This is a genomic window from Bacteroides fragilis NCTC 9343, assembly GCF_000025985.1.
Lineage (GTDB): Bacteria > Bacteroidota > Bacteroidia > Bacteroidales > Bacteroidaceae > Bacteroides > Bacteroides fragilis.
In genome coordinates, this window is record NC_003228.3 from 3,905,538 (window position 1) to 3,929,733 (window position 24,196).

Annotated in this window: 20 protein-coding genes; 6 read left to right on the forward strand and 14 right to left on the reverse strand. The window is 40.6% G+C overall.

Annotated elements, in window-relative coordinates:
• Positions 1 to 3 precede the first annotated feature (3 nt).
• Positions 4 to 1,290 carry an MATE family efflux transporter gene (locus BF9343_RS15965; protein WP_010993368.1) on the reverse strand — a complete coding sequence of 429 codons (1,287 nt, stop codon included), beginning with the start codon at positions 1,288 to 1,290 and terminating at the stop codon, positions 4 to 6.
• 308 nt (positions 1,291 to 1,598) lie between these two features.
• Between BF9343_RS15965 and BF9343_RS15970 the strand changes: the two genes are divergently transcribed.
• From BF9343_RS15970 to BF9343_RS15990, 5 genes are all read left to right on the forward strand, one after another.
• On the forward strand, positions 1,599 to 1,925 hold the full coding sequence (locus BF9343_RS15970; RefSeq protein ID WP_005790218.1) for a cupin domain-containing protein: 327 nt from the start codon (positions 1,599 to 1,601) through the stop codon (positions 1,923 to 1,925).
• 108 nt (positions 1,926 to 2,033) lie between these two features.
• Entirely contained in the window at positions 2,034 to 2,696 is a 663-nt protein-coding gene (ung, locus tag BF9343_RS15975) for a uracil-DNA glycosylase (RefSeq protein WP_005797756.1), read from the forward strand.
• A gap of 85 nt (positions 2,697 to 2,781) precedes the next feature.
• Complete coding sequence (locus BF9343_RS15980; protein WP_005790222.1) at positions 2,782 to 3,639, forward strand: AraC family transcriptional regulator; 858 nt, start codon at positions 2,782 to 2,784, stop codon at positions 3,637 to 3,639.
• Between the two features lie 280 nt (positions 3,640 to 3,919).
• A complete protein-coding gene (locus BF9343_RS15985) occupies positions 3,920 to 5,809 on the forward strand; it encodes a fimbrillin family protein (RefSeq protein ID WP_008657207.1) in 1,890 nt (629 codons plus the stop codon).
• Between the two features lie 182 nt (positions 5,810 to 5,991).
• The gene (locus BF9343_RS15990) at positions 5,992 to 6,591 is read left to right on the forward strand and encodes a hypothetical protein (protein ID WP_005797760.1); all 600 of its coding nucleotides are present in this window, start codon (positions 5,992 to 5,994) and stop codon (positions 6,589 to 6,591) included.
• 245 nt (positions 6,592 to 6,836) lie between these two features.
• Here BF9343_RS15990 and ric read toward each other — a convergent pair whose 3' ends face one another.
• The 4 genes from ric to BF9343_RS16005 all read right to left on the reverse strand — a co-directional run bounded on the left by ric (position 6,837) and on the right by BF9343_RS16005 (position 9,592).
• Positions 6,837 to 7,556, reverse strand: coding sequence for an iron-sulfur cluster repair di-iron protein (gene ric / locus BF9343_RS15995; protein ID WP_041926251.1), 720 nt, complete (start codon positions 7,554 to 7,556; stop codon positions 6,837 to 6,839).
• A gap of 242 nt (positions 7,557 to 7,798) precedes the next feature.
• The gene (locus BF9343_RS16000; protein ID WP_005790230.1) at positions 7,799 to 8,263 is read right to left on the reverse strand and encodes a MaoC family dehydratase; all 465 of its coding nucleotides are present in this window, start codon (positions 8,261 to 8,263) and stop codon (positions 7,799 to 7,801) included.
• 63 nt (positions 8,264 to 8,326) lie between these two features.
• Positions 8,327 to 8,722, reverse strand: coding sequence for a thiol-disulfide oxidoreductase DCC family protein (locus tag BF9343_RS23015; protein WP_010993370.1), 396 nt, complete (start codon positions 8,720 to 8,722; stop codon positions 8,327 to 8,329).
• A 9-nt stretch (positions 8,723 to 8,731) separates the two neighbouring features.
• Positions 8,732 to 9,592, reverse strand: coding sequence for a DUF6845 domain-containing protein (locus BF9343_RS16005; RefSeq protein ID WP_010993371.1), 861 nt, complete (start codon positions 9,590 to 9,592; stop codon positions 8,732 to 8,734).
• Between the two features lie 928 nt (positions 9,593 to 10,520).
• Between BF9343_RS16005 and hdhA the strand changes: the two genes are divergently transcribed.
• Positions 10,521 to 11,300 carry a 7alpha-hydroxysteroid dehydrogenase gene (gene hdhA / locus BF9343_RS16010; protein ID WP_008657214.1) on the forward strand — a complete coding sequence of 260 codons (780 nt, stop codon included), beginning with the start codon at positions 10,521 to 10,523 and terminating at the stop codon, positions 11,298 to 11,300.
• A 403-nt stretch (positions 11,301 to 11,703) separates the two neighbouring features.
• Here hdhA and BF9343_RS16015 read toward each other — a convergent pair whose 3' ends face one another.
• From BF9343_RS16015 to BF9343_RS16055, 9 genes are all read right to left on the reverse strand, one after another.
• Complete coding sequence (locus BF9343_RS16015) at positions 11,704 to 14,709, reverse strand: tetratricopeptide repeat protein (RefSeq protein WP_010993372.1); 3,006 nt, start codon at positions 14,707 to 14,709, stop codon at positions 11,704 to 11,706.
• Positions 14,710 to 14,738: 29 nt separating this feature from the next.
• Positions 14,739 to 15,302 carry a DUF3575 domain-containing protein gene (locus BF9343_RS16020; protein ID WP_005790242.1) on the reverse strand — a complete coding sequence of 188 codons (564 nt, stop codon included), beginning with the start codon at positions 15,300 to 15,302 and terminating at the stop codon, positions 14,739 to 14,741.
• Positions 15,299 to 15,661 carry a hypothetical protein gene (locus BF9343_RS23985; protein WP_008769814.1) on the reverse strand — a complete coding sequence of 121 codons (363 nt, stop codon included), beginning with the start codon at positions 15,659 to 15,661 and terminating at the stop codon, positions 15,299 to 15,301. Before BF9343_RS23985 ends, BF9343_RS16020 begins: the two co-directional genes overlap by 4 nt.
• Positions 15,662 to 15,679: 18 nt before the next feature.
• Positions 15,680 to 16,315: an Lcl domain-containing protein gene (locus tag BF9343_RS16030; RefSeq protein ID WP_005790247.1), complete on the reverse strand. Its 636-nt coding sequence runs from the start codon at positions 16,313 to 16,315 to the stop codon at positions 15,680 to 15,682.
• A 12-nt stretch (positions 16,316 to 16,327) separates the two neighbouring features.
• Positions 16,328 to 18,097 carry a DUF4906 domain-containing protein gene (locus BF9343_RS16035; protein ID WP_010993374.1) on the reverse strand — a complete coding sequence of 590 codons (1,770 nt, stop codon included), beginning with the start codon at positions 18,095 to 18,097 and terminating at the stop codon, positions 16,328 to 16,330.
• A 36-nt stretch (positions 18,098 to 18,133) separates the two neighbouring features.
• The gene (locus BF9343_RS16040) at positions 18,134 to 19,828 is read right to left on the reverse strand and encodes a fimbrillin family protein (RefSeq protein WP_010993375.1); all 1,695 of its coding nucleotides are present in this window, start codon (positions 19,826 to 19,828) and stop codon (positions 18,134 to 18,136) included.
• Positions 19,829 to 19,854: 26 nt separating this feature from the next.
• Positions 19,855 to 21,621, reverse strand: a complete 1,767-nt coding sequence (locus BF9343_RS16045) for a DUF1566 domain-containing protein (protein ID WP_005790254.1) — start codon at positions 21,619 to 21,621, stop codon at positions 19,855 to 19,857.
• A 45-nt stretch (positions 21,622 to 21,666) separates the two neighbouring features.
• Positions 21,667 to 22,569 carry a FimB/Mfa2 family fimbrial subunit gene (locus BF9343_RS16050; RefSeq protein ID WP_005802521.1) on the reverse strand — a complete coding sequence of 301 codons (903 nt, stop codon included), beginning with the start codon at positions 22,567 to 22,569 and terminating at the stop codon, positions 21,667 to 21,669.
• A gap of 126 nt (positions 22,570 to 22,695) precedes the next feature.
• Positions 22,696 to 23,964, reverse strand: coding sequence for a fimbrial protein (locus BF9343_RS16055; RefSeq protein ID WP_010993377.1), 1,269 nt, complete (start codon positions 23,962 to 23,964; stop codon positions 22,696 to 22,698).
• Between the last annotated feature and the right edge of the window lie 232 nt (positions 23,965 to 24,196).

Here is a 24,196-nt window from a genome sequence, read left to right on the forward strand (position 1 = left end):
ATCTTACGATGATATCCGCAAATAGAGTACGGACTGAACAGCCAACAAAATCACAAAAAGATATTCCGCTGTCAGATATACTGCCAGAGAGGCGGTATAATGACTTAGCAGATACAAATAGAACAAATAAATAACAATCGTTATCAACTGGAACCAAAAGGCAATACGGGTTTTACCCGTACCCGTCACCGCATTAATATACACATATCCAGGCAAAGCAAACACATAATTCAGCAACATCACTGCAAAAGGGATACTTGAAATATTAATAAGTTGAGAACTGTCCGTATAGAATCCAGTAATCTGCCGACGAAAGACCATAGCTAATACTACCAGGGGAAGCCCAATTGCATAGCCCAACTTTAAAATTTTCCTACAAAGCGGAAACAGGTATTGCCTCTCTCCTGCTCCGATCAAATTACTGACTAATGCTCCCGTAGTGGCAGCAAACGAATTGACAATCACAAAGAAGATTGTAGAGACACTTCGAATAATATTAGAAACAGCAAGCTGAGCTTCTCCCAGTCGTTCAATAACCACGAAAAAAAGAAACCACGGAGCAACACTGATAAAGGCATGGAGCATACTCCATACGGAGAGGTGCCATAGCTCCACTAACAAACATTTGTCAAATATAAATTTTAGTCCAAAGTCTGTTCTATCGATTTTCAGCCAAGTATAAACCATAATAATCAGAAGAGAAGCAGCTTCGGACAAAGAAGAAGCTATCGCTGCACCCGCTATTCCTCTATCAAGAACAAAAACAAACCAATAATTACAGGGAATATTTATTAGAACGGCTGCCAGTGCCGCCCATGACAAAGCATTGGTTCGGACAATACCAATATAAAAAGAACGAAATGCCAGAAAGGGAAAAGAAAAAAGCAAACCGAAACATCTCCAATCCAGATAATCAATCACGGCACAATATATCTCAGAAGAGTGCACAAAATATCTCAAAAGAAACGGAGAAAAAAAATAAGAAGAGAGGCTAAGCAAGATAGCAAGTACACATAGAAAGACTAACCCCTGAAAGAAAGTTCTGCCTGTTCCGGTATAATGTCCCTTTCCATTGTACTGTCCAACCATCACTTGTACTCCCAAGCTAAAACCAAATCCTAACATATAAATAGCAAGATAATAAATACTGCCAAGAGCGGAAGCGCCAAGTTCCACCTCACCAACATGCCCTAGAAAAACAGCATCGGTTATATTGATTAATTGTTCCATCAGAATGCTCAACATCACAGGATAGTTGATAAGCCAAATTTGTCGATAAGTATAATTCATTGCTCAACTTTATGAATACTGCACATTTATGACACAAGGAAGATATCCTACCCAACAGTATCAACATGTACATAACTAATAAATAAATAGATATGAAACTCAGGGAGAGAAGCCGGGGCATCTATCCTATAGCTGAATAATTTTATTTAGAAAAAATTATTCGTCGAGCTTAGCTATATACAAAGTTTCATGTAGGAGATTAATGACTTAATGATGAATACGGAACAAAAGTATAAAAAAGAAGCGGATAAACAATTTTTTCCCTCAAACGTTTTATTCTCACATAGAATGAAAAAACAAATAAGAATATGGAACAGTCATTCAAAAAGGGAATTGTACTCCATCTAGCCTCATTAGTAGAATATTCTGAAGGTGGAATTATCAGTAAGCAGTTAATCAAAAGCCCTGCCGGAAACATTACTTTATTCTCATTCGACAAAGGCGAAGGACTTAGCGAACACAGTGCTCCATTCGATGCTTTAGTACAGGTATTGGAAGGATCTGCGAATATTGTTGTAAATGGACAAGTTTTTACGGTAAATGCAGGAGAAAGTATTGTATTTCCGGCTAATGCGCCGCATGCATTGACAGCTATTGAAAGATTTAAAATGTTACTGACAATGATTAAAGAGTAGAATCCTCTGATACAACATTCTGGATTGAGATAGAAGAATAATGTATTAGGTAAGTTTATTCTTGATTTTTTTAATATCTTTGTTGAAATCAAATCTTACCTCAATACGATGAATGTCAAAATAGAAAGTAGCTGGCAACAGCGCCTGCAAGAAGAGTTCGATAAACCCTATTTCGAAAAATTAGTGAACTTTGTCAAGAATGAATACGGGAAGGCACATATACTTCCACCCGGACATCAAATTTTTCATGTATTCAATTCATGTCCTTTTCAGAATGTAAAGGTAGTCATTTTAGGTCAAGATCCATATCCTAATCCGGGACAATATTATGGTATATGTTTTTCCGTACCGGACGGTGTCGCTATTCCCGGTTCACTTTCCAACATTTTTAAAGAGATACATCAGGATCTAGGCAAGCCGCTTCCCAATTCGGGTAATCTGGATAGGTGGGTCAAACAAGGAGTATTCCCCATGAATTCCGTACTTACCGTACGAGCTCACGAAACAGGTTCACACCGTAATATAGGATGGGAAACTTTCACCGACGCAGTCATCAAAAAATTAAGTGAAGAACGTGAAAACCTGGTATTCATGTTATGGGGATCATATGCCAAAGAAAAAGCATCACTAATCGATACCGATAAACATTTAATATTAACCGCCGTACACCCTTCTCCCCGATCCGCCGATTATGGATTTTTCGGTTGCAAACATTTCAGTAAAGCCAATACCTTTTTACGAAGCAGAGGCATAGAAGAAATTGACTGGTAGCATTTTTATTTGCATTCAGCAACATCGGACAAGTGCCCTCTTTCTTTTCACCCTATCTTTGCAACATTGAAATACCAATTGAATCATGGAAGGAAAAAAGACAACGCAAGAAGAATATCAGAAGTGTGTAAATGCAGTAGTAGATTATATTAATCTCCACTTGGGTGAAGAAATTGACCTGAAATCATTGGCCAGAATTTCCCATTTCTCCCCCTTCTACTTTCACCGCATTATGAAAGCGTTTTTGGGTGAACCCATCGGTACCTTTATTGTCCGGACACGAACTGAAGCAGCGGCACGCCTATTACGTTATTCATCAACTTCCATATCCGATATTGCCTATCGGATCGGATATGCTTCTCCATCGTCTTTTTCCAAAATATTCAAACAAATGTATGGTATCTCTCCAACAGAATATCGTAATAATAAAAACTATGTAATTATGAAACCAGCAATTATTAAACCGGATCTGGAATTGAAAAAGGAAATCAGAGAACTCCCCCAACGAAATGTAATTTATATCCGCCTCTTTGGTGATTATAAACTAAATGACTATGCAGGCACATGGATGCACCTCATTCAGTTTGTGAAAGAACAAAATCTTCCGATGGGAGACCCTTCTCCACTCTGTATCTACCATGATGACCCCAAAGTAACCCCAACCGATAAACTTCGTACTGACGTATGTATGTTGTTACCATCAAATGCAAGGCCGAAAGGAAATGTAGGATTCAAGCAATTGCCTGCCGGACGTTATGCAACCTTCCTATACAAGGGTTCATACGATCAGTTGCAAGCCGTGTATGACACAATTTACGGCAAATATCTACCTGAAATGGAGTGTACACTAAGCGATGAACCAAGTGCTGAAAGGTATCTTAATGATCCATCATGTACTCCTCCCGAAGAGTTATTAACCGAAATCTACATTCCAATCCGGTAAATCTTCAAAAGAATATAGGCAGGCAAGGCATTTTCTCCTCTTGCCGGCCTATTGGTACTACTGCAATAAATATATTCAATACAAATAATACATACTAATCTCTCCCCCAACTACCCTTTCTCTTATATAATAATGTAAGCATCGTATCCAATTAAACAATTATTATATAAATTCAAAATATTATCGTAATTCATAGTAATAATTATATTAATAATACTAGTTTTGTTATCACATAAACCAAACGACTAAAAAGACAAATAAATAACCCCAAAACTAAATCATGAAAAACAAGTCAATTGCATCTTTTATGATAAAAATCGTAATGATGCCTCTACTCTTTACAATCTCATGTGTAAATGAAATTTCAGAAGATCCTGTAGATATTCCCGGAGAGATACCCATCCGTCTTTCTACACAAATTTTATGTAACCACACACGTGCTATCAATAACGAATTTCAGGAAAAAGATGCCATCGGTCTGTATGTATTGACACAATTATCAACCATCAACCAGAAACGATACATTGACAATATGCGTTTCACATGTTCCCAAGCAACCGGTTTCGAACCAGAAGAAACAATCTATTATCCCAAGGGAGACGGTAAATGTGATTTTATAAGTTATTACCCTTTTCAAGAAACAGGTATTAACCAAGACCAAAGTATAATGCAAGTCCAAATACATACCGACCAAAGTTCTGTAAGCAAACACTCGCTCTCCGACTTTATGATCGCTACAAACAGTGATATTACCCCCAGTCAAAATATGGTATCTATGGAATATAAACATAAACTCTGCAAACTGAAAATCACTATAAAACCAGCTCCGGGAGAAGATATAGATGAACTTTTAAATGACAATCCATCTCTATCATTAAATGGATTCCATTCGGACGCATCATATGATTTTCTCACAGATCGATTCGAGCCATCGGGACAAACAATTAGTGTCACACCTCATGGAGAATGGAAAATAGAGAATAACGCTCTGACAGGCAAAGAAGTCATATTAATACCCGAAAAAATAGAATCTGACAATCACTATATAAATATAGATATAAACGGTAAAAGCTATAGTTGTCCATTTCCTGATAATTTTCAATTAGCCAGTGAAAAAAATTGTTCTATAGCCATTATTTATAAATCATCCGAAGGTATCCAAATCAACAATTTCGATCATAGCATTACAGACTGGACAGAAGGGGATTCCGGTGAAACGACAGCCCAGGAAACATCAGGCGTAATTCATCTCTCAGCTCTAAAATTCAGTAAAAGTAACGTTTATAAGGCAATTAATGAAGGAACTCAGGTAGCTGAAATATGTAAAGAGTATCTTTTAGCTGATAACATCGACGCACAAGCCATTGTCGTCTATCCCGTCCTAAACGGAGCAACAGATCTGAATAACGGAACAGTAATTTGTTTACTTGACGAACCAGCATCCATTCATGGAGGTAAAGTCTCTTGGAACAAAGTTAATAACGCATTAGACTACACGCCAGGCAATCAAAGCATCATCAGCGACTTCTATATAACCCAAGACAACTCAATATCAATTTCTAAGCCGGAAAACCCTCTACCGGTGCGATTACAAGAAGAGGTCTTGACAGATATACGAAATACGGAAACCCAAACTTACCCTATAGTCAAAATAGGAATCCAATATTGGATGGGACGTAGTCTAGAAGCGACACACTATACTGACGGTAAAGCAATTACTTTAAAAAAAGATTTTACAACAACAGCAGGCTATTACACCGGCAAATTTAAAGATGCACCTCAAGACTTTTACTTTTACAATTCAGAAGCTGTTATTTCAGGCAAGCTATCACCTCAAGGATGGAGTATTCCTACCGAAACCGAGTGGGAACTATTAAAGCAATATATAAACAACGATGCTTCTAAACTGAAATTCGGACCATGGTCGAGCGATGAAAATGGTGACAAGCTTCCCATACTAAACATTACGGGATTCAATGGAGTACCAGAAGGATATATTCTAAAAAGTAAGAACGGATATACCAACGGCTTATATACGGTGGTATACTGGTCTACCAATTCATCTGGAAATCAAACAAACAGAGCAATCTATTTGCTGCATACCACAAATGAAATAAAAGATGGTAATATAACAGACAGAGCTCTTTCTGTCAGATGTATCCGTAAATAACAAGCATTTTGCATAGCATACAGAATCTAAAGTTTAGGTCAGTAACGGTGATAGCGATCTACCTAAACTTTAGATTTTATATTTTATCGTAAAATTATTCTTATCATCCGAATAGGGAATCTTCTTATTTTTTCTGTCTTTATAATCAAGAAATCAATTATAAAACCAAAAACAGAAAACATATGCAGAAAGTACTCTTTATCACCACAATCCTACTTACATTATTCGCTCTTTCTATCCGTGCCGAACACAATCCTCGAAAAAGGCCCGATGTATCTGCCCAATTCCAAACCGTCTCCGGTCACAGCATCAGTTTAAATGGCATCGGACTAGCCTATAGTTATGAATATGCTTTTGCCCCCAAAGGGACTATTATTTTTAGCGCAGGATCTTCTTATGCTTTTGGAAGAATACTACAGCTCAAAATGGAATCACTCCGCGAATTTCATATCGACACCAAAGACTATCATTTAGTAACCGGAGATTTAGCCATAGAACCACGTTTTTATTATAACCTGAAGAAAAGACATCGCAATGGCAAACGTACTTGGGGCAATTCCGGCGGGTATTTATCTGTTAATTTCGGATATTCTTTTCCAATAACCATTACCAGTGGAGTGAAAGCAGCCCACATATATGTTATCACCCCCTATTGGGGATTCCGTCGCGTATGGAAGCATTTTCTATTCGATCTATCGGGTGGAGTCGGCTATATCGGATCCTCAAATGGAACTTCTGCCGTTTATCCGGGTTTAAGAATAGGTTTAGGATACAGATTCTGATCCTCCTATTTTAATTGTAGAATAAGCAACCAAAGTGTCTTATACAAAAAATGGCTACTCATCCCGAGCAACCAATCTTTTGTTAACCTTAAATCTAATACTTATGAAAAAAACACAATACAAATATACCGAATTTCAATCAATTAGCAAATATCAGATCAAAAATATTCCGTATTATAACACCGTTTAATATTCACGCCTATTTTGTTAATACTTCGCATTAAAAACGTTAACAATTAACACATTCATTCACAATTCTCTTGTAACTCTATAGCCTTTGGGAAAACAATATTGTTCTCCAAATGAATATGATGGTGCAAATTATCTTCAAACGTCCTCAACATCTCAAGTAGCAACCTATAACTACTACAAGCATCACCAGGTACCAGATATCCATGAGTTAACCCGGAAATCCTGCGAAAACGTTCTCCTTCGGCATCATGTTCGCTCATCATTACCGAAATAGGGCTACTCACACTTCCACAATGGAAAGCCGGAATAGGACGATGTTGAGCCACCGCATCAAATAAATCATATATATAAGGAAACAAAACCATCTCCTCCTTAGTAAGATGATTGTTCAAATCTATCCAGGATTCCTGAAACAGTTCACGCACTTCATAAAGTTCCGGGTGCTTTCCGGCATGTGCTTCACAAACCCTATCAAGCAACTGGAGAATTTGCGGCCCCTGATAACGGATATTACGATGATGGAACTTCAAAATGTAATCTACTAATAAATCTATAGGCCAACTTTTAAAGTCAAGAGTTAAGGACTGTTCCGATTTTATTTGCTTCAATTCTTCAAGCAAACAATCTGCGTCTATCCCCATTTTCCCGCAAGCATCAGCCAGGGAAACATCTCCATTACAGCAAAAATCAATACCATACTTATTGAAGACCTTTGCATAATCAAAACAATCGGCTACAATTTGTCCAACCGCCATTAGTTTATAATCTTTCATAACTTTCATCTTTTATTATTCAGTGGGCAAAGGTCGGAAATGAGATACAAATAATTTGTAACCAATGTTACAGGATGGATTTTCTTTCGTTTTTTAAATAAATAGAGCGAGTACACCAAAGAGGATGTGTCAAAACCCGGATACGCCACAGATCAGCATCGTTAGTTATCAATAGATTAAGTTCACTTTGTGGAACCCTGTGTTACTCTGTAGTGAGTTATGACACACCTTCAGTACTACTCTCAATTAAAATAATACAAGAAGATAGCGATACCTTCAAGGGCTTTCTTTGGCTGATCTTTAATCTCAATCGCAAATTTAATCTCGGCTTTAGCCACACCACGCAGATTAGTCAAAGAATGGAGACTTGCTTTCAAACGTACACTTTGGCCTGACAATACAGCTTGTCCAAACTTCATCTTGTCCATACCATAATTGATCATCATCTTCAAATTATTGACCTCAATAATCTGATTCCATAAATGAGGAAGCAATGACAATGTCAAATATCCGTGAACAATAGTGCTATGATAAGGACTCTCCACTTTAGCACGTTCCGTATCCACATGAATCCATTGATGATCCAATGTTGCATCAGCAAAAAGATTGATACGTTCCTGAGAAACTTCCAGATAGTCAGAGACTCCAATCTGCTGACCTATCAACTTCTCAAAATCTTCATAAGAATTAATAATCACTTTATCCATATTTCTTTATTTAAAAATGTACATCTTTGCCACAAAGATATATTTTTTTTAGATAAGTTAAAATTAATCTGATCTTTTAGATTCTTCCGAAGAAAAACCAAACGGTTTTATACATGAATCTGCTTTCCCAAATATTCTATACCGATATTTCGAAACCAATAAATAGATCGCATCCCTCAGCTTAGCCGGAATAAGAATTAATGGATAAAGACACTGCCAGAATCCCCCCAAATCTTTTAAAATATAGAGTATAGCTGTAGATTTGGAATAACAACGATTATTCCGAAAATAATAAAGAGTTTTATTAGTACTTTCAACAGTATATCGTTTCAAGAGGGATTTCCCCGTTTCGGACTGTAATGAAACAAAACGAAACAAGCCTTTTCTATCCCTCTTTACAACAAATGTAACCGCACCATTGCAAAGGTTACATATACCATCGAAAAGTATAACATTCATTCTAATGTTCTAAATGATGGAAGTCTCGAATGCACTGGTCAGCATATCATAATCAGCATCGCTGTATTCTCCTTTTTCCCTTACTTTCTTCACCTGTTTTATAAATGTTTCCACTTGTGAAAGGAAAGCCTGATAAGACTTCATTTCGCCTTCATGACCATTTACAACAGGAAGTTTTTTCGCCGCATCCAGTTGTTTAGTTAGCTCGGCTACCTTCAGATCAATACGTGGACCGTCCATCCTATGTTTACGTGCATAAAGATTCAGAATACTCTGCATTGTGGAAGACATTTTTCGGACAGACATAATTTGTGCTTTTAACGGATTATCCACCAAAAGTACCAGCTCGGCCTGTTCGGTGAACGGACTCAGAATATCAAAAATATTCTGTTTATATTCGGACATCTGCGTGCTTAACTGATAATTCACATCCAACAATTTCTTCGCATTCGTTACATCTTTCTTTTTCAAATAAGAAAGATAAGTATCAAAGTTGGCATAAAATTCTGTCCTTGCCTGAAACAATCCGGTATAGTTCTGTTTCAGATTCCGGCGGGTCTCCTCGTTGAAACAGTTACCCGGATTCAACACTATTGCCGAGTCTTTTGAAACAACGGCCGGAGGAACAATGGCAGAAAGAGCCGGGGTTTTTCCTTTTTGTTCCATATAATCCAATACAGCATTTACATCTTTTTCCTTCACCATATCTTTCAACACCCCAAGCGAAGTATTATAATACTTGATTACTTCTGCCGCATTTTCAATATCTGCCGTACTGACAACAGGAGCTTTACTCTTATCCCCGCCTGAGCAAGAAGCTAACAAAAAAGCACTTACAAGTGCTCCAACTAACAATAGATTTTTTTTCATAATGTTTCCTTTAATAATTAATAAATAGAACAAGCTTATAGAACGTTGATATTGCACTAATAACAATATAAAAATCATTTTGCTTTCAAAATCATCTATAAATTATAAAGGAAACCAATCGGATGGAAGAATAAAGATTAATATAGGGAAACCATATAAAACAAAAAATGGCTACTCATCCCGAGCAACCAATCTTTTGTTAACCTTAAATCTAATACTTATGAAAAAACACAATACAAAAATACCGATTTCCAACTAATTAGCAAATTTACAAGCCATATCCAGTCATAATATAACATGGTTTAATGTTGTCGGCAACTTATTAACATTTCACATTTATACTGTTAACAATTAACAAGTTCTTTTTTACCTCAACAGATATAAAGAAGGCTAATCTATCCCAAACTATTTATTATATCCTCCCAACTCACCGAATATAAAACATCATCCAAAAGCATCGAGTAAAGAAGCACGTATAAATCTATAAAAGCACGATTAATAATCAGATTTCAGCAATTGCAGAGATATGCAATCTGTTACTTCTAAAAGTAGAACAATGAAGTCAACACTGTATTTATAGTCTCTTCATATATGGGCATAAAAAAAGGCTATCTATCCCAGACAGCCAATCTTTTGTTAACCTTAAATCTAATACTATGAAAAACACATTGCAAAGATACGGACTTTTATCAACTTTGCAAATTTACCAAGCGAAACGGACCATCTTATAACATGGTTTAATAGAACGACCGTCCTATTAACATTTAGGCTTTCTTTCGTTAACATTTAACGGATTTATAAAGATTTGGCGGAATAAAAGATATACAGATGCAAAAGTCAGGGAAATGGTGCTAAAGAGGGTTTATTCGAATAACAAATTCTGAAACAGACTGTTTATGTAAGTATCAATCCTCAAAACCATCCTATTATGAACAGATTTGAAAATAAGATAATCATTATCACGGGAGCTGCCGGTGGAATCGGCGCATCAACCACACGCCGCATTGTATCTGAAGGCGGCAAAGTAGTTATTGCTGACTATTCAAGAGAAAAAGCAGACCAATTTGCTGCCGAGCTTAGTAATTCGGGAGCAGATGTACGTCCGGTTTATTTTTCTGCTACAGAATTGAAAAGCTGCAAAGAACTAATCACCTTTACAATGAAGGAATACGGACAGATCGATGTACTGGTAAACAATGTAGGAGGTACAAATCCCAGACGGGACACAAACATCGAAACTCTGGATATGGATTATTTTGACGAAGCCTTTCATCTGAATTTATCTTGTACCATGTATTTGTCCCAACTGGTTATCCCCATTATGAGCACACAAGGTGGTGGAAATATTGTAAACGTAGCCTCAATAAGTGGAATCACGGCCGATTCGAATGGTACTCTTTATGGAGCCAGCAAAGCAGGAGTCATCAATCTGACCAAATACATTGCCACCCAAACGGGAAAGAAAAACATCCGTTGCAATGCAGTAGCACCAGGATTGATCCTGACCCCGGCCGCACTGAATAATCTTAATGAAGAGGTACGCAAAATATTTCTCGGGCAATGTGCGACACCCTATTTAGGTGAACCGCAAGACGTTGCCGCGACCATCGCTTTTTTAGCCTCCGAAGATGCACGTTACATTACCGGACAGACCATAGTAGTAGATGGCGGATTGACAATACACAATCCGACAATAAACTTAGTATAAAAAGAATCTTATCAAGTTACTGAGGTTATATCAAAATCGAGAATAGCTTATAAATCCCGATAATGCATCCGTCGCTTCCGACAAAGGTATTTTTAATCACAAATCATACAGCGAATATTATTTTAACAAAATGTGCTCCTTCTCTCTAGAAGCGAGCACATCTGAATAAAACAAACAATCTTATTTATCTTCATGAGATAAAAATACAACGACACTTTCCTATTCTACCGAACCAAAAAGTATTCTAACTAAAAACATAAACTAAGCTCGTTTCAAAACGTGAATAGACAGTTTTTATACAAAAGCAAATCAAAGAAAACTAATTGACCACTTACTATATCTGTTATATTCCTGTTCTTTTGTAAAGACATCTACGCAGTTCCCCAATATCTCCCGCTCAAAATTACCACAAATCATCCTCTTTAAACAAGCCATATTTCTTCACTAATAGAGATAATTCCGGATCTAGATTGGCTCGGAATCTTATCCGGTCATCCACTTCCGCCGCACTGAGCAACAACGATACAGCCCGCTGCTCATTACCCAGACGAGCATTCAGAATAGCTTGCATATATTGGGTTTCGGCAGTCTGCGACGATTGTTCAAGTATTCGTAAGGCAGCCTTATCATATCCCAAAGACATATAGGCAATTGCAGTATTTACATCCTCGTACGGACGCAGAATTTCCAAAGCTTGCCCATACTTACGTTTCTCCAGATAATCCACAGCTCGGGCATACATTGTATCCGGTTCATTGGTATAGAGTGTGTCCTGCCGCATACCCCGACGGGAGAGACTGAAAAGGAAATCCACCCTACGTACTGCCGGATAGAGTTTGTCAAACATATAGGCATATTCTGTCTTATACTGACTTTTAATCAGCCATTCGCGCCGATCGGGCTCCTGTTCACGATCAATAATTCTCAAGATTGCACCTTTATTGCCTTGAAAATTTTTATCATTTACAATCAGACGGCGCAGTTTCTCCCACCCCTCAGGTACGGTACGTATCTTTATCAACTCCGGCAAGTTCGGAATCCCGTCCTTCATCTCCTGTCGGATGATGTTGCCCGCCTCATCCATCTCGATAGCAGCACCGATAGCCAATGAATCATAAAGCTGTTTGAAGTCCTCCACCAAGATATTACGGATTGATTCCGCACGTTTTCGGGCTATTTCTCCATTAACGTGCCAGTTACCTTCGGGTGACGAGGTAGCCAAAAGTGTCAGACTGTCTATGATATATACCGGATCGGTCATTAATGCCAGAGTAAGGTTATGTACCTGCTTCACTCCCTGCCGGTTTACGTCAATAGTTTCATCCATACGAAAACTGTTTTTTGGAAAGTAAAAGTTTACACTAGCATTTGCTTCCGCATCACGGGTAACTATTTTTCGAACAAAGCGTGGCGTCCTGTCAACAAACTTAGTCATCGAACTCACCAGATAAGTCAGCGTATCCGAGTACGGAAGGGAAAACCTGCTTCCATTACTATTCAGCACATCACCAACTACATATACCTTCATACGTGCCGAATTTTCATCTGCCGGTACTTTCTGCGAGTAGAGGAAATGTACCTGATCAGTAGCATAAATCACCGTATCGAGCTGCGCTTCAGGATTGAACGGAAAACGAACGATATCACGGTATTTTGTATCTTTCATCGCCTTACGCGCCTCATTACGGGCAATTTTCTGTGTATTATAGAACATCTTTATCAGACTGGTCGAATCAAGAGAATTGATACGTGCCAGTCGCTCTTCATAGCTCGCCTGCCGGGCCGCATGCCGCAGAGCAGGCGGATGTATGTTATACAATTTACGTATCAAATGGTATTGCGGATAAGTTGACCGCAGAAACTCGTAACGACCGATATAACGATTAACCGTAGTAGCCGAATCAAACTGGCTGAGTTCAAAATCCCGCCGTGTTTTACGTCCCGGGACACGCGATACTATAGAATCGGGCAAATCACGATGATAGGTATATAGAGGCAGAAGACCACGAAAAGGTCCTATCATTCCCCTATCAGATACCCCTTGTTGCTGCCGGACATAATATTCGTATATATCTTCTTTTGAAAACTTCGACAGCAATGTATGCCGTGTCTGCATTGTATCTATCCGTGTCCTCGTCTCCCACAAAGGAAATAACGTATCCGGATCCGGACGGCGGAAATGAAACATCGGGAAGAAATTTTTCACCTTCTCGTAGCGACGAATATATTTCTCCGTTAATTGGTTGCGGTTCAGGTACGACGAAGTAGTATCACGTCCCACCATAAAAGCTCGCAGAAATCTTACTCCTTCTCTACTTTCAGCACGCGCGCCTTTGGTACGATAATATCGGTAAAGGGTAACATCCAGCCGTTCCATTTTATCATTAAAATAGCCAAAGCGAGAATCATATATTCGTATCGCAGCATCCGGGTCCGCTTTATAGAGTGCGCGCTTTGCCTGCCACATAGGGGTACTCAGTGCTTTGTCGCGAAAATAATTCTTGCGGGCTATCAGTCCATCGGATTGGAAAGCGGCATTATCGGCCCATTTATTGTTGAAGAAGCGGAAACGTTCCAGCAGATGCCTACTTTGAAACTGTAAGGTGTCATTCATCCGCTCCCATGCACGACCGTATCGCCACCACTGCCGGGTAATCATTCGTTGAGAGTTATCCAACATACGACTTTTCATCAGGCTGTCCCGCCTGCCTACCTGACGGTTGAACATATCAAAACGCAACAGCAAAGGGTCCGGACGACGTTTCCTGGCATCCTGTATTGCCCAACGTTTCTCTAACCCGCGTTTATACCACTTCAAACGCTCCAGATAGCGCTCGAAAGAGTGATAGTTTACATAAGTCCGGTAAAAATTGACAGAATCCGGGATGATTTTTTCGACAAAACGGTCATAATGCCGATAATCCCGCTCTTGCGCCTCCCGAAAACGTTGGCCCGTGAAACGCAATTCTTTTAATGAATCGGGCGTATCCCCCCGCATTAATACCGGGCGGATATTAAGCATCCAGTTATCCTTCTGCAGGGCTTGCGGCACCGTTACTACAAATTCTATGTTAACCATCCCGTTGCGCTCCGCCGTGTTACGGGTAGAACGGGCCGACACCACAACCTCATCCAGAGCCAGCGTAGTCAGGTTCTCTTTATGGATACTATCCCATTCTACAGACATACCCACAGGAATAGAATCTCCTTTAGAATTGACAAATGTAAAATTTGAAACCGGAGGCAAGCTAACAGAATCACGCTTTACCACATTCATCGGTCCCGTTTCCTGCCTGGCCGGCAATGCCAGTGTCACCCTGGGCTGATCTTTATGGAGAAGACCGAATGGCGTACATGCAGTAATAACCATTATCAGAAATATAATATAGAAACTTTTAGTATTCTTCATACACTCGTGGGTCGAATAAAAAATCAACCTCAGAATAAATAAACAAGATTAAATGCCAATTTAGGAGTCGGTAAAAAGTAAGTTCCCGATTTTACCTTATCTCCACAATGTTCGCAACGGTATTTTGTGTACGGAGCCACAAGCAATCCCAATCCTGCCTCCACTTCCATATTCCAGCGTTTACTCAGCAACCAGGAACGTCCGTAAGTCATTCCGGCACCATACCCCCATCCCTGATAACGGTAGTCACCACCCAACAGACCATCCCAAGCCACATTGTAACGGGCCCCCATGGCATACATACTGATAAAACTACCTGCATAGGTTTGCCAGAACCAGTACCGTGCACCGGGTTCTATCAGAAAGTGTTTTATCTTACGTGTATCGCTGAAGTTCCACGGATTATAAGAAAAACCAAGATTCAACGTCCAATGGGTACTCAAAAGCATACTGCCCTCGGCATTAAAAGTAGTGGTAGCCAATTTAAGCGTATTGGTCTGTACTGAATAAAACTGTGCCTGCAGATTACTCGTAAGACTACCTGCAAACAATAGAAAAAAGAATAATAAACAATATCGTATGATTCGTCTCATTGATGTTTCAATATATGAAGTTTATTTTTGTCAACAAACAGTTTAGTGCACCATTTGTCATAGCCATTTCGATAGCTATAGACCGTAGGTGGAACGCTAACCTGTATATGGGTATCCGAGACCAGGGTATTGTAATAATCTGAGAGGTTTAACAAACAGGGTTCGGTAACGGGAAGGAAAGGCAGACAGTCTCCATCACTCGTAAAAAATGCCTCGGCAAAGTCATCCAACTCAGGATACATGATACTCAAGTAATACGCAGAACAGCCAAATGCACACCACCTATCATCAACATAAAAAAGATAGATGTGATACAGATTGTCAAGTTCCATCGTTTTTGCTAATACCGGAATTTCCATATTACATTTTATTATTGGTTAATAATCACTTACGCATCTCACATTGCTTGAAGTAGTTTTAAGCTGCCAGGAACACTGAGGCACCCCCTGTTTGAAATCGAAATACCATGCATTGGCAGCATCTTCCTCTGTGGCAGCCCAATATATTTTTGACGATACGTTTTCCATCTGTGCTGCCGGATAGATAACTCCCACAGGCTCACGAAACAGCCACATCAATTGCAGCTCGCGCTGGGTAGGAACACGCCATTTACGGTTTGGGTCACCGGCTATTTTGTAACTACGGCAGCCCGTGGCAGCAGTTGATCTAAAATCTGCATTCAGATTTCCATTTCCATCGCCTGCACCTTCTGCCTGCATCCAGGTGACATTAGCTACATCGGTAGGAGCTATAATGAAACGCATCGGAATCCTGTCATTGACAATCGGATTCCCACCATTTCCACGGGATACCTGGTGACGGATGGTTGCGTCGTTTTTCATCATTTTGAACCCGGAGACCCATTGGGCGGACCCTGCCAATCCTTCCGCATAAATCACGGCATAAACCTGGCTGTTGACAGTCTCTTTTTTGATATACTGCCCGAAAGCATCTGAAGGGAAACAGAGGCATACCCAAACAATCGGCAGGAGGATATAATATTTAAAACTCATAATTTTCACTTTTCAATGGGTTATATTATAATGAATGGTGTTAACTGCATCCGGATCCCGAAAGCCCCGTACATAGTGACGATCATCATTACTATTGACAGGTGCGGTTTTCACTTCTCCTTTATTCGTGATGATAAAAGCATTAGGACTACCAAGGGCGGTAGATGACCAGTAGCTGGCACTCAACTGACTTGCCGTACTTGCAGAAGAAATCCATGTTCCGATCAGTTCCGAGACGGAAGGAAGATACCATGAAAATGATGTATCACCTCCATTAACCAGTCCATTCAATCCTCCATAACAGGCCTGCGCCGCCGGATAATGCAGATAAAAAATATCATTTGCCTCCAGTTGTCGGGTATTGCCATAACCGTCTGTCAGGGAGGTGGCTCCACGATTATTATACGAACCTATAACCTGCCATCTCACATCCTGTCTGCCGTTTTCCTCACCCCCCGCCTGTTGTCCCGTATACTTGCTATCCTGAAAGAAAGCCTCCAGTCTTTTGGAATATTCCCATTTAACGGCAGACGGATCGGTTTTTGAAGCCAAGGCGTTGTCATTTGCATCATACGCTTTAAGTTCTCCGGAGAAATAGCCGGGAATAAACCTTATGACATTGGTGTCGTCGTCCGACCTTCCCTTCAGGGTGATATTATAGGTCAGGTTATTATTGGAGTACACACTGAAATCAGTAGTCAGGTTCTTTCCCAGATAAATCTGATAGAGAACGAAATCTTTTACTACGGGAAATGAACCCACTCCATCAGGAGACATCTCTCTACCCATAATTTGGAGATAAGTACCTCCGATTGGCGCGTTATCACGGCGAGTGCCCGAAGTGGAGATCGCTACTGACTGCTGAAGATTGACAGGGAGATAGGAAGACTTCCCATTCAGAGGAAGAGCCTCGCCTACTGTGGAGGTAAGTGGCTTGAACCAATAAGCCGAAAACTGGTTCAGGGGATCTACAGTGGGGAAAACGGCGAACCGCCCCAATGTGTTAAAGTAACTTTTATTGGGAATACTCATTAATATCAAGTCCCAATTTTTTAAGTTACTAAACGCCGGATTATCTGTCTTAACATTAAAAGTGACCTTCGCTACCGTCCGTTTCAAAGCTATGGATAGCTGTTTGGCTTCACCGGTATTTATGGTGGCATCAACCGAACCAGACATGATTATTGCATCTTTCTTCACTCCGTTTACTGTAACTTTATGCAAAGGGAAGTCTTGGTTTCCTGCTTGCGAAATATGCATATTCTGCAAATCCGAATATGTGGAAGTATTTTCCTGCAAAGTATTAAAATCTGTCCCATCAACGTTCGCTATAACCACGAACCGATGTTTAACGACAGTCCCGCCGGGCCCTGTTGTAGTTGCCTGAAGCTCTACATCCGCTGTTGTGATTACCCCATCCTTACAAGGATAGGTAGCTTTACCGAGTAAAGTGGCAGTTTCCGTTATTCCGGCGAACTGTAATACGGTATAGTTATAGACGGCGTTTTCTTTATCAATGGCTGCGACAGCATCTCTTGTAACGGGTGTTTTCACCAATTCGATGTCCATATCCTGATTGGAAACGGACCAAACAGTACTTTCTCCTCCCGAACGCGTGTCGCCCTGAAAGGGGGTATTAAAAGCCTCGGTGCTGAAATTCAACCTGACGGGAACGGTTTCCGAGGATAGAGGCATTTGGGATGAAGGCATCATGTCGTCGTCCGTACACCCCGCCAACAACGGGCATATCATGCATATTGAGAATATTAATTTTCTAATCATAAGAATATTATTCATTCATGAAATTATATGATGTCGTTATTGAAGTTGCCGGATACAACGTACAGAGAGTCTTGTGCTTTTGTCTTGAGCGGATATGTTAGGGCCTCTACCAACAAGAGTGTTATCATCATAATAGAGCATAGCCCAAGCTTTGTCCTCACTTTCTTCGGTTCCTGTCCAGTAAAGTTTCTCCCGGTTTACATCATTCGTTAGTTTCAAATTTATAAATTGTTTAGTACCGGCACCATATATTGCATATACCAATAGTGCCCTGAGCTCGGATGCCCTTGGAAGCCTCCAGTCTTTAAAGCCCCCCCCGTTATATTTCCTGCAAAGTTCTTTTGCAACCAACTGTCCCATTTCATCTTCCCACGGCACCGGTTCAATGGAAACATCTTTTGTAGTCATCTGAAATAGCCTGCAAGCCGGTTCCTGGGTAGCAACATTAGCATCATCCTCTATGATTATACCTTTGGGAGGAGGCGGATCCGTCACCGGTTTGGCCGGCACATATTCTCCGTTGCCACCATACTTCACAGTAGTAAGGTAATTATAATACCGACGGTCACCAGCTGGCAAGTCTTTGTATTTTGGAGGAAATACTTTGCCATTAGCCGTCGTCCAACCACCATTATCCTCGGCATAGTAGAAACTCATCTCTTGATAATTTGTAGGATTAGTCACATTTTGACCAAAATCTCCATCAATACGTGTTGATGTCCAGTTTAAAAGCCGCATATTCAGAGACGAATTATTGAATTCAACGTTATAAGTATTGACATAACCCTGCTTGAAACCATATGTGTCTCCGTCATTGTTCAGGTGCTCTCTTCCGAGAGAAAAGATTTCTTTCTTTCCGTCAATTATCAATGTGAAAACAAGGTCGTCGTCTTTAACATTTCTATCCATAAATGCAGGAACCAGAAAGTCGTATATTATAGGAGTTGCTGTATCTCCGGAGGGATCCAGTACCTCTGCAGTCCTCACTTCTCCTATCGGTCCCTGAATAGCTCCCTGCATTGCCATACCCGTTGCCGGATTGATCTTTCCTTTGTTTTTAATCCATCCTCCCGATAGGTTGTCTATGGATACGCCGCTCAGCTTGTGACTGCCTTTATCAACAGATTTCGTTACCTTGATACTTATCCAGGAGTAGGCATGCTGAAACTTCAGAGGAATAGTCACCTTGTCTGAGCCACCGGATGAAGGTATCGTATATGAAGTGTTGGTATTGTAGAGTATTTCCTTCTGTTGGGGGTTATTGGTCTGTGTAAAATCAAACGGAATTCCATCAGTGAAGTTCTCGGTTCCGGCAATGGCAGGATAATAAGCGATTACCCTTAGCGGCTTTCCTTCCGGTCCCCGGGGAGTTACCACTGTACCACTAGCGTTATTGCTGAATTCCCAGTTCCAAGGCGCATCGCCCGAAGGTCTACTCATGGTTGCTTTCAGATTACGGGATCCTTCAAAAATCTCACCCCGTGATGCATTATCTTTGGTGACAGACATGCCAAAAATATATTCGTTTTTGGCAAAACCTTCAATGGGAACAAAACTTCTTGTTTCAGTAGTGGTTGCATCAATCGTCGACGCATTGAAATTCAGGAGCACACCGTTTGCCTGAGTCTCTGTCTCGATCCGGTCACTATTATCACAGGCTCCTGCCAGTAATAAAAAGCACGATACAAGGATGATTGTCCCGGATAAATTATGTTTCTTTTGAGTATCCATATTTATTGTATATGATATTTTTTCATTTACTGCGTTTGTCGTACACACCGGATTTTAAATTTTTTCGTTGTTTTGTCATAGGGTGCCGCATTGCCCGGATTCGTAGCATCAAAGTTGATTCCCCAAGCCTGTTCGGAGTGTCTTTTATCTACCTTCGAATCACTTACCAGATATTCCGAACCGCTCCAGTAAGTTCCGCTTAGTGGAGCAAACCCTCTCATTGCCTCCAGGCTCCCTCTGTTTAAATAGAGCAAAGCCAGCTCGGAAAGCCGCGGAAGCCTCCAGTCGCCAAATCCGTCTCCTTCATAGTTGCGGCAAATGTCAAAAGCCGTAAGGGTTTTACCCGTTTTCCACGGATTGGTATCTCCACCCGTCACGTCAGTGACATCATCGGCCGATACCATAAGGGAGGGGTATACTCCCTCATAATCAAAAGCCACCTCTATGGTGTGATATAGCGATCCGTTTCGAGGTTCTATCGGATAGGTTATAGCATAAGCGTTATTTGTTTCGTCATAAAATCCGTTATAGTTAAAGTTCATTTTAGTCCCCTTCCAGGTATCTCTCTTTTTAGGAATAGTAAGTCCGGTTGCTGTATTCCACAACAACATGCCACCATTCGTGTTTTGGTACACCATACGGTAACCGATTATGGAAGGCACGGAAACCGCAGGAGGGAATGTCCATGGAGTAAGCTCGGCAGTAAAGCTTATATCTTTCGGTATACTTTTATAGGCCAGTTCGGCTGTATCATAACCGTCATCCGTTACCTTCGTTACGGTAAACCGATAAACATGGTTACGCAATATGTTCATCGTTTCAGAGGTCTGGTCGTTGGTTAAATCCACCCGGTAAAATGTCTCTTTCTGCGAACCGTTATATTTACCCCCCACGATGATTGCCAGACGGCTCGTATGCTTGGTATCATATACACTTCCCCATTGCAAATCAACTTCGGGAAGATAAATCTTCTCCGCACAGTAAGTGCCGCTTGTTATATATGTATTGTCATAGGCTTTAGTCGCCACAGCACCTACAGGAGAAGGAGCGGTTATGGTCAGTGCACCTCCGGCAGAGGAAAAGCTACCTTCCAAAGGCATGTATGCATACTGTTTTCCCGATTTCCAGATTTGAATCTGGGTCATATTAAATTTTACCCCGTTTTTGCTCCAGGTATTGGTATTGGCATCCTTTTTCCCGATACCGATATCCACACGCGCTACGGCACGCACCAAAGAGACACTCCCCAAATCCAGGGTCTCGTCGATAACTTCAGGAGTTCCGCCTTTAGGTATTCCGAACATCGGAAAACAATTATTTGTATCAAACCCGAGGTTTCCGGTAATCTCCTCGCTCAGGCATGCTTGTTGCACTGCAGCATAGCTTTTGCCTGTCATACCCTGGAAGACACCGTAGCCATTAGGAAAGTTGGCAAGCACAACAAATTTATATTTATCATTTGTATCTACGCTTTGAAGCAGTGTAGCACTGTATTTTCCACCACCTGCCACATTCTCCGTACCGATGCCCACATGCCGCAAGGTTCCGAAATCATTTCCGTTCGCATTAAACTGAAGAATACAAAGGGACTTGATAGCCGAAGCGGGATCATCGGAAACCAATGTCACATCGCTGTTGGAAGCAGAAACAGAAAGGTTTACGAGGGTAGAGCCCGAAGGAGTCCGGTTACTGTACGGCTCCTCCTGCTGGCAGGAAGACAAGGACAGCAACACCAACACCGCAGGAATAATCATTGCCAACCGGTTCAACTTCAATATAGGTTTATTCTTCATATTCTTTACTTTATCATCATTCTATAGTTTTACACTCTATGGAAATCAGTTGTATTCTTTCCAGATATACTCCTCTCCCCACCCGGTGAGTGCCAATTCCACATCCACATCGAGTCTGAAGTTCAACAAAACATTCAGCGTTTTACCCACAACTGGCAGGATGGGTTGATTCCCGCTATCAGTACTTATACTTCTGAGCAGGCTGCCGTTACGATAGATATCGATGGATATTCCGCTACCGACCGTAGTAGGAAAAAGGTTGAAAGGAGGTATGATGTAATCTTTTCCGGCTTCAAAACGGGGTGAGAACGCATAAGAAGCAGGATCTCCTCCGTAACGGCCTTCAAAGTCTACACGACTGGCAGTTTCGTGCACCACAATGGAGTAAACGCCTTCATTGCTCTGGCTGAGAAGCTCCAGACCGCGTATGGTTATATTCATTGACGCCACCATACGGGAAACGGACATTTCCTTTTCCTCAATGCGGTTGGACGTCGAAGTATTGTCTACATTAAGCTCTCCATAGAATAAATCGGTGGGAGAGATGAAAATGCTCTTCTGTGCCCTTGTGACGGCAGAGGGTTTCAAAGAAATGAAACCGGCAGAGAGCGGATCGCCCGTTTTTAGGGGACTGACATACATTGTACCATCCTGTGTGTTGCCCCAAGCAATACAATGAAGGCTGGGTATGCCCGGATAGCTTAAAATGACAGGCTCTAAACTGCGTATTGGTAGTATGTCCAGCAAGCGGTCGCTACCATCAAATACATAGATGTTTATGTCTTGCATTGTTTCGGATAAAATACCTGCCGGTAATTTCACTTGAAGAGGAACACCTCTGAAACAATCGTCATTATTCTCAGCTATGCATCCCGACAACAGTAGCAGTACGAACATAAAGGATAATATCCCCGGTTGAAACCGGAATTTAATGTTGCCTATCATCATAATAGATATTCTTTCTTGTTACCGATTAAAAGCGGAAGTGCGCCCGAATGCAGATTTACAATCGGGCACATACCGATTTTATTGAATGTTCTTTCCCCATTTTAAAGGAAAAAGCTAGTTGTGAAGTTAGTTAAACTCTTTTGTAATTTCAGCAGTCGTTGTCCATTTTGCAGGATGTACCGTAACGGTAATATTTGCATCTACACTCGGCTTAGACGGATCGTCACTACCACCGCCACCATTACCGCCCGGTTTAAAATCACCGTTCAGATTTAAACTGATATCATAAGTTTTTCCAGGCTCAAGATACGGCTGATTAGCTGGAGATGATCCTGCTTTCTTTTCACCAAAATAGATTGTAAAATATTTGGTTAAAACATCAGCACTGTTGTACTCTGCATTGTCTTTAGATCTCCATACTACTTCAACTACAAGCCCAGTCGGTTTATCAGAAGAAGCAGGATTTTCAAACAAATACCAAGGATTATCAGCAATGACATTCGCCACTTGATTTCCGGCAGAACTAGCAGCCAGATCTGTCTTTACTAAGTAAGTATCTGTTTGAAGAGGAGTTGGTGTCGGAACTGGTACCCACGGAGTACTCCCCCACGACAAGCCCCCTGCAAACGCCAAACCCGTAGCTGGAGCAAACGCACCAGCCCATGTTACCGTCCCTGCCGGAACGATTACGGCATCTGCAGGTAAAAGATGTGAGTTTGTCTGAGACATCATTAAGTAGACTTGTTTGATGGCAAACCATTTAGACTTATCTGTTTTAAAAACAGACAGAGTTGAATAGTTCTGGTTTGTATTATCAGCTTTCCATGAAATAGCTACCTTATTAATTTTAGCCGATATGAAATGCAGATTTACTGTTGCAGTACCAGTCAGCCCATCTGAACCTATTGTCACTTTCCCCATTCCACTCATATACAGACGATCCTTAGTTTGATTAATTGTATGTTTGGTTGTGGGATCTGTGGTAGTAGTAACAGAAGAAAATACTTTTGTTTTCAGCTGGTCAATACTGCTCACACCAGCTAATTTTTTACCTGTAGTTGTTTCGTCACCCCCTAGATTAGCTATTACAACCACTTGAGAAGCATCCGTAGTGGTCGTAATCGGTTTAGCAATATCCGCCGCGACACCTATGTATTTGGGAGTACCCACAATAAACCCTGTCGTATTAAAAAAGAATACAGTAATATCCTTAATTTTGGCACCTTCTTCAGTAGCTGGCACATCGGCTCTTGTATCCACAGCGTCTCCCTCCAGCTTAAGGACAACCCTTGCTTCTTCACCGCCCGCCCCAGCAGGAACCACGTCATCATTCTGCGAACAACTTGCCAATGCCGCTATCGCACACATTGATAATAAGATTTTTTTAACTTTCATTCTGTGATTTTTTTAATGAATAAAATTGATAATGTTTATTTGTTTCAAGCTTAAATATTGTTTTTTACTACATCTCTATTCTATAATAGAGATTGAAAGGAGAGTAAGCAAATCATAAAACTCTAGTTATCAACAAATTAGTATCACACAACCGACATAATACCTTATGAAAAGAACAATTAATATAATAAGCTAAGGTTTAATTCACAGTATTTTAGTACAATACGAAAAG

Coding starts and splice junctions, on each gene's coding strand:
- BF9343_RS15965 (WP_010993368.1), bottom strand. CDS start 1,290: ATGAATTATACTTATCGACAAATTTGGCTTATCAACTATCCTGTGATG.
- BF9343_RS15970 (WP_005790218.1), top strand. CDS start 1,599: ATGGAACAGTCATTCAAAAAGGGAATTGTACTCCATCTAGCCTCATTA.
- ung (WP_005797756.1), top strand. CDS start 2,034: ATGAATGTCAAAATAGAAAGTAGCTGGCAACAGCGCCTGCAAGAAGAG.
- BF9343_RS15980 (WP_005790222.1), top strand. CDS start 2,782: ATGGAAGGAAAAAAGACAACGCAAGAAGAATATCAGAAGTGTGTAAAT.
- BF9343_RS15985 (WP_008657207.1), top strand. CDS start 3,920: ATGAAAAACAAGTCAATTGCATCTTTTATGATAAAAATCGTAATGATG.
- BF9343_RS15990 (WP_005797760.1), top strand. CDS start 5,992: ATGCAGAAAGTACTCTTTATCACCACAATCCTACTTACATTATTCGCT.
- ric (WP_041926251.1), bottom strand. CDS start 7,556: ATGAAAGATTATAAACTAATGGCGGTTGGACAAATTGTAGCCGATTGT.
- BF9343_RS16000 (WP_005790230.1), bottom strand. CDS start 8,263: ATGGATAAAGTGATTATTAATTCTTATGAAGATTTTGAGAAGTTGATA.
- BF9343_RS23015 (WP_010993370.1), bottom strand. CDS start 8,722: ATGAATGTTATACTTTTCGATGGTATATGTAACCTTTGCAATGGTGCG.
- BF9343_RS16005 (WP_010993371.1), bottom strand. CDS start 9,592: ATGAAAAAAAATCTATTGTTAGTTGGAGCACTTGTAAGTGCTTTTTTG.
- hdhA (WP_008657214.1), top strand. CDS start 10,521: ATGAACAGATTTGAAAATAAGATAATCATTATCACGGGAGCTGCCGGT.
- BF9343_RS16015 (WP_010993372.1), bottom strand. CDS start 14,709: ATGAAGAATACTAAAAGTTTCTATATTATATTTCTGATAATGGTTATT.
- BF9343_RS16020 (WP_005790242.1), bottom strand. CDS start 15,302: ATGAGACGAATCATACGATATTGTTTATTATTCTTTTTTCTATTGTTT.
- BF9343_RS23985 (WP_008769814.1), bottom strand. CDS start 15,661: ATGGAAATTCCGGTATTAGCAAAAACGATGGAACTTGACAATCTGTAT.
- BF9343_RS16030 (WP_005790247.1), bottom strand. CDS start 16,315: ATGAGTTTTAAATATTATATCCTCCTGCCGATTGTTTGGGTATGCCTC.
- BF9343_RS16035 (WP_010993374.1), bottom strand. CDS start 18,097: ATGATTAGAAAATTAATATTCTCAATATGCATGATATGCCCGTTGTTG.
- BF9343_RS16040 (WP_010993375.1), bottom strand. CDS start 19,828: ATGGATACTCAAAAGAAACATAATTTATCCGGGACAATCATCCTTGTA.
- BF9343_RS16045 (WP_005790254.1), bottom strand. CDS start 21,621: ATGAAGAATAAACCTATATTGAAGTTGAACCGGTTGGCAATGATTATT.
- BF9343_RS16050 (WP_005802521.1), bottom strand. CDS start 22,569: ATGATGATAGGCAACATTAAATTCCGGTTTCAACCGGGGATATTATCC.
- BF9343_RS16055 (WP_010993377.1), bottom strand. CDS start 23,964: ATGAAAGTTAAAAAAATCTTATTATCAATGTGTGCGATAGCGGCATTG.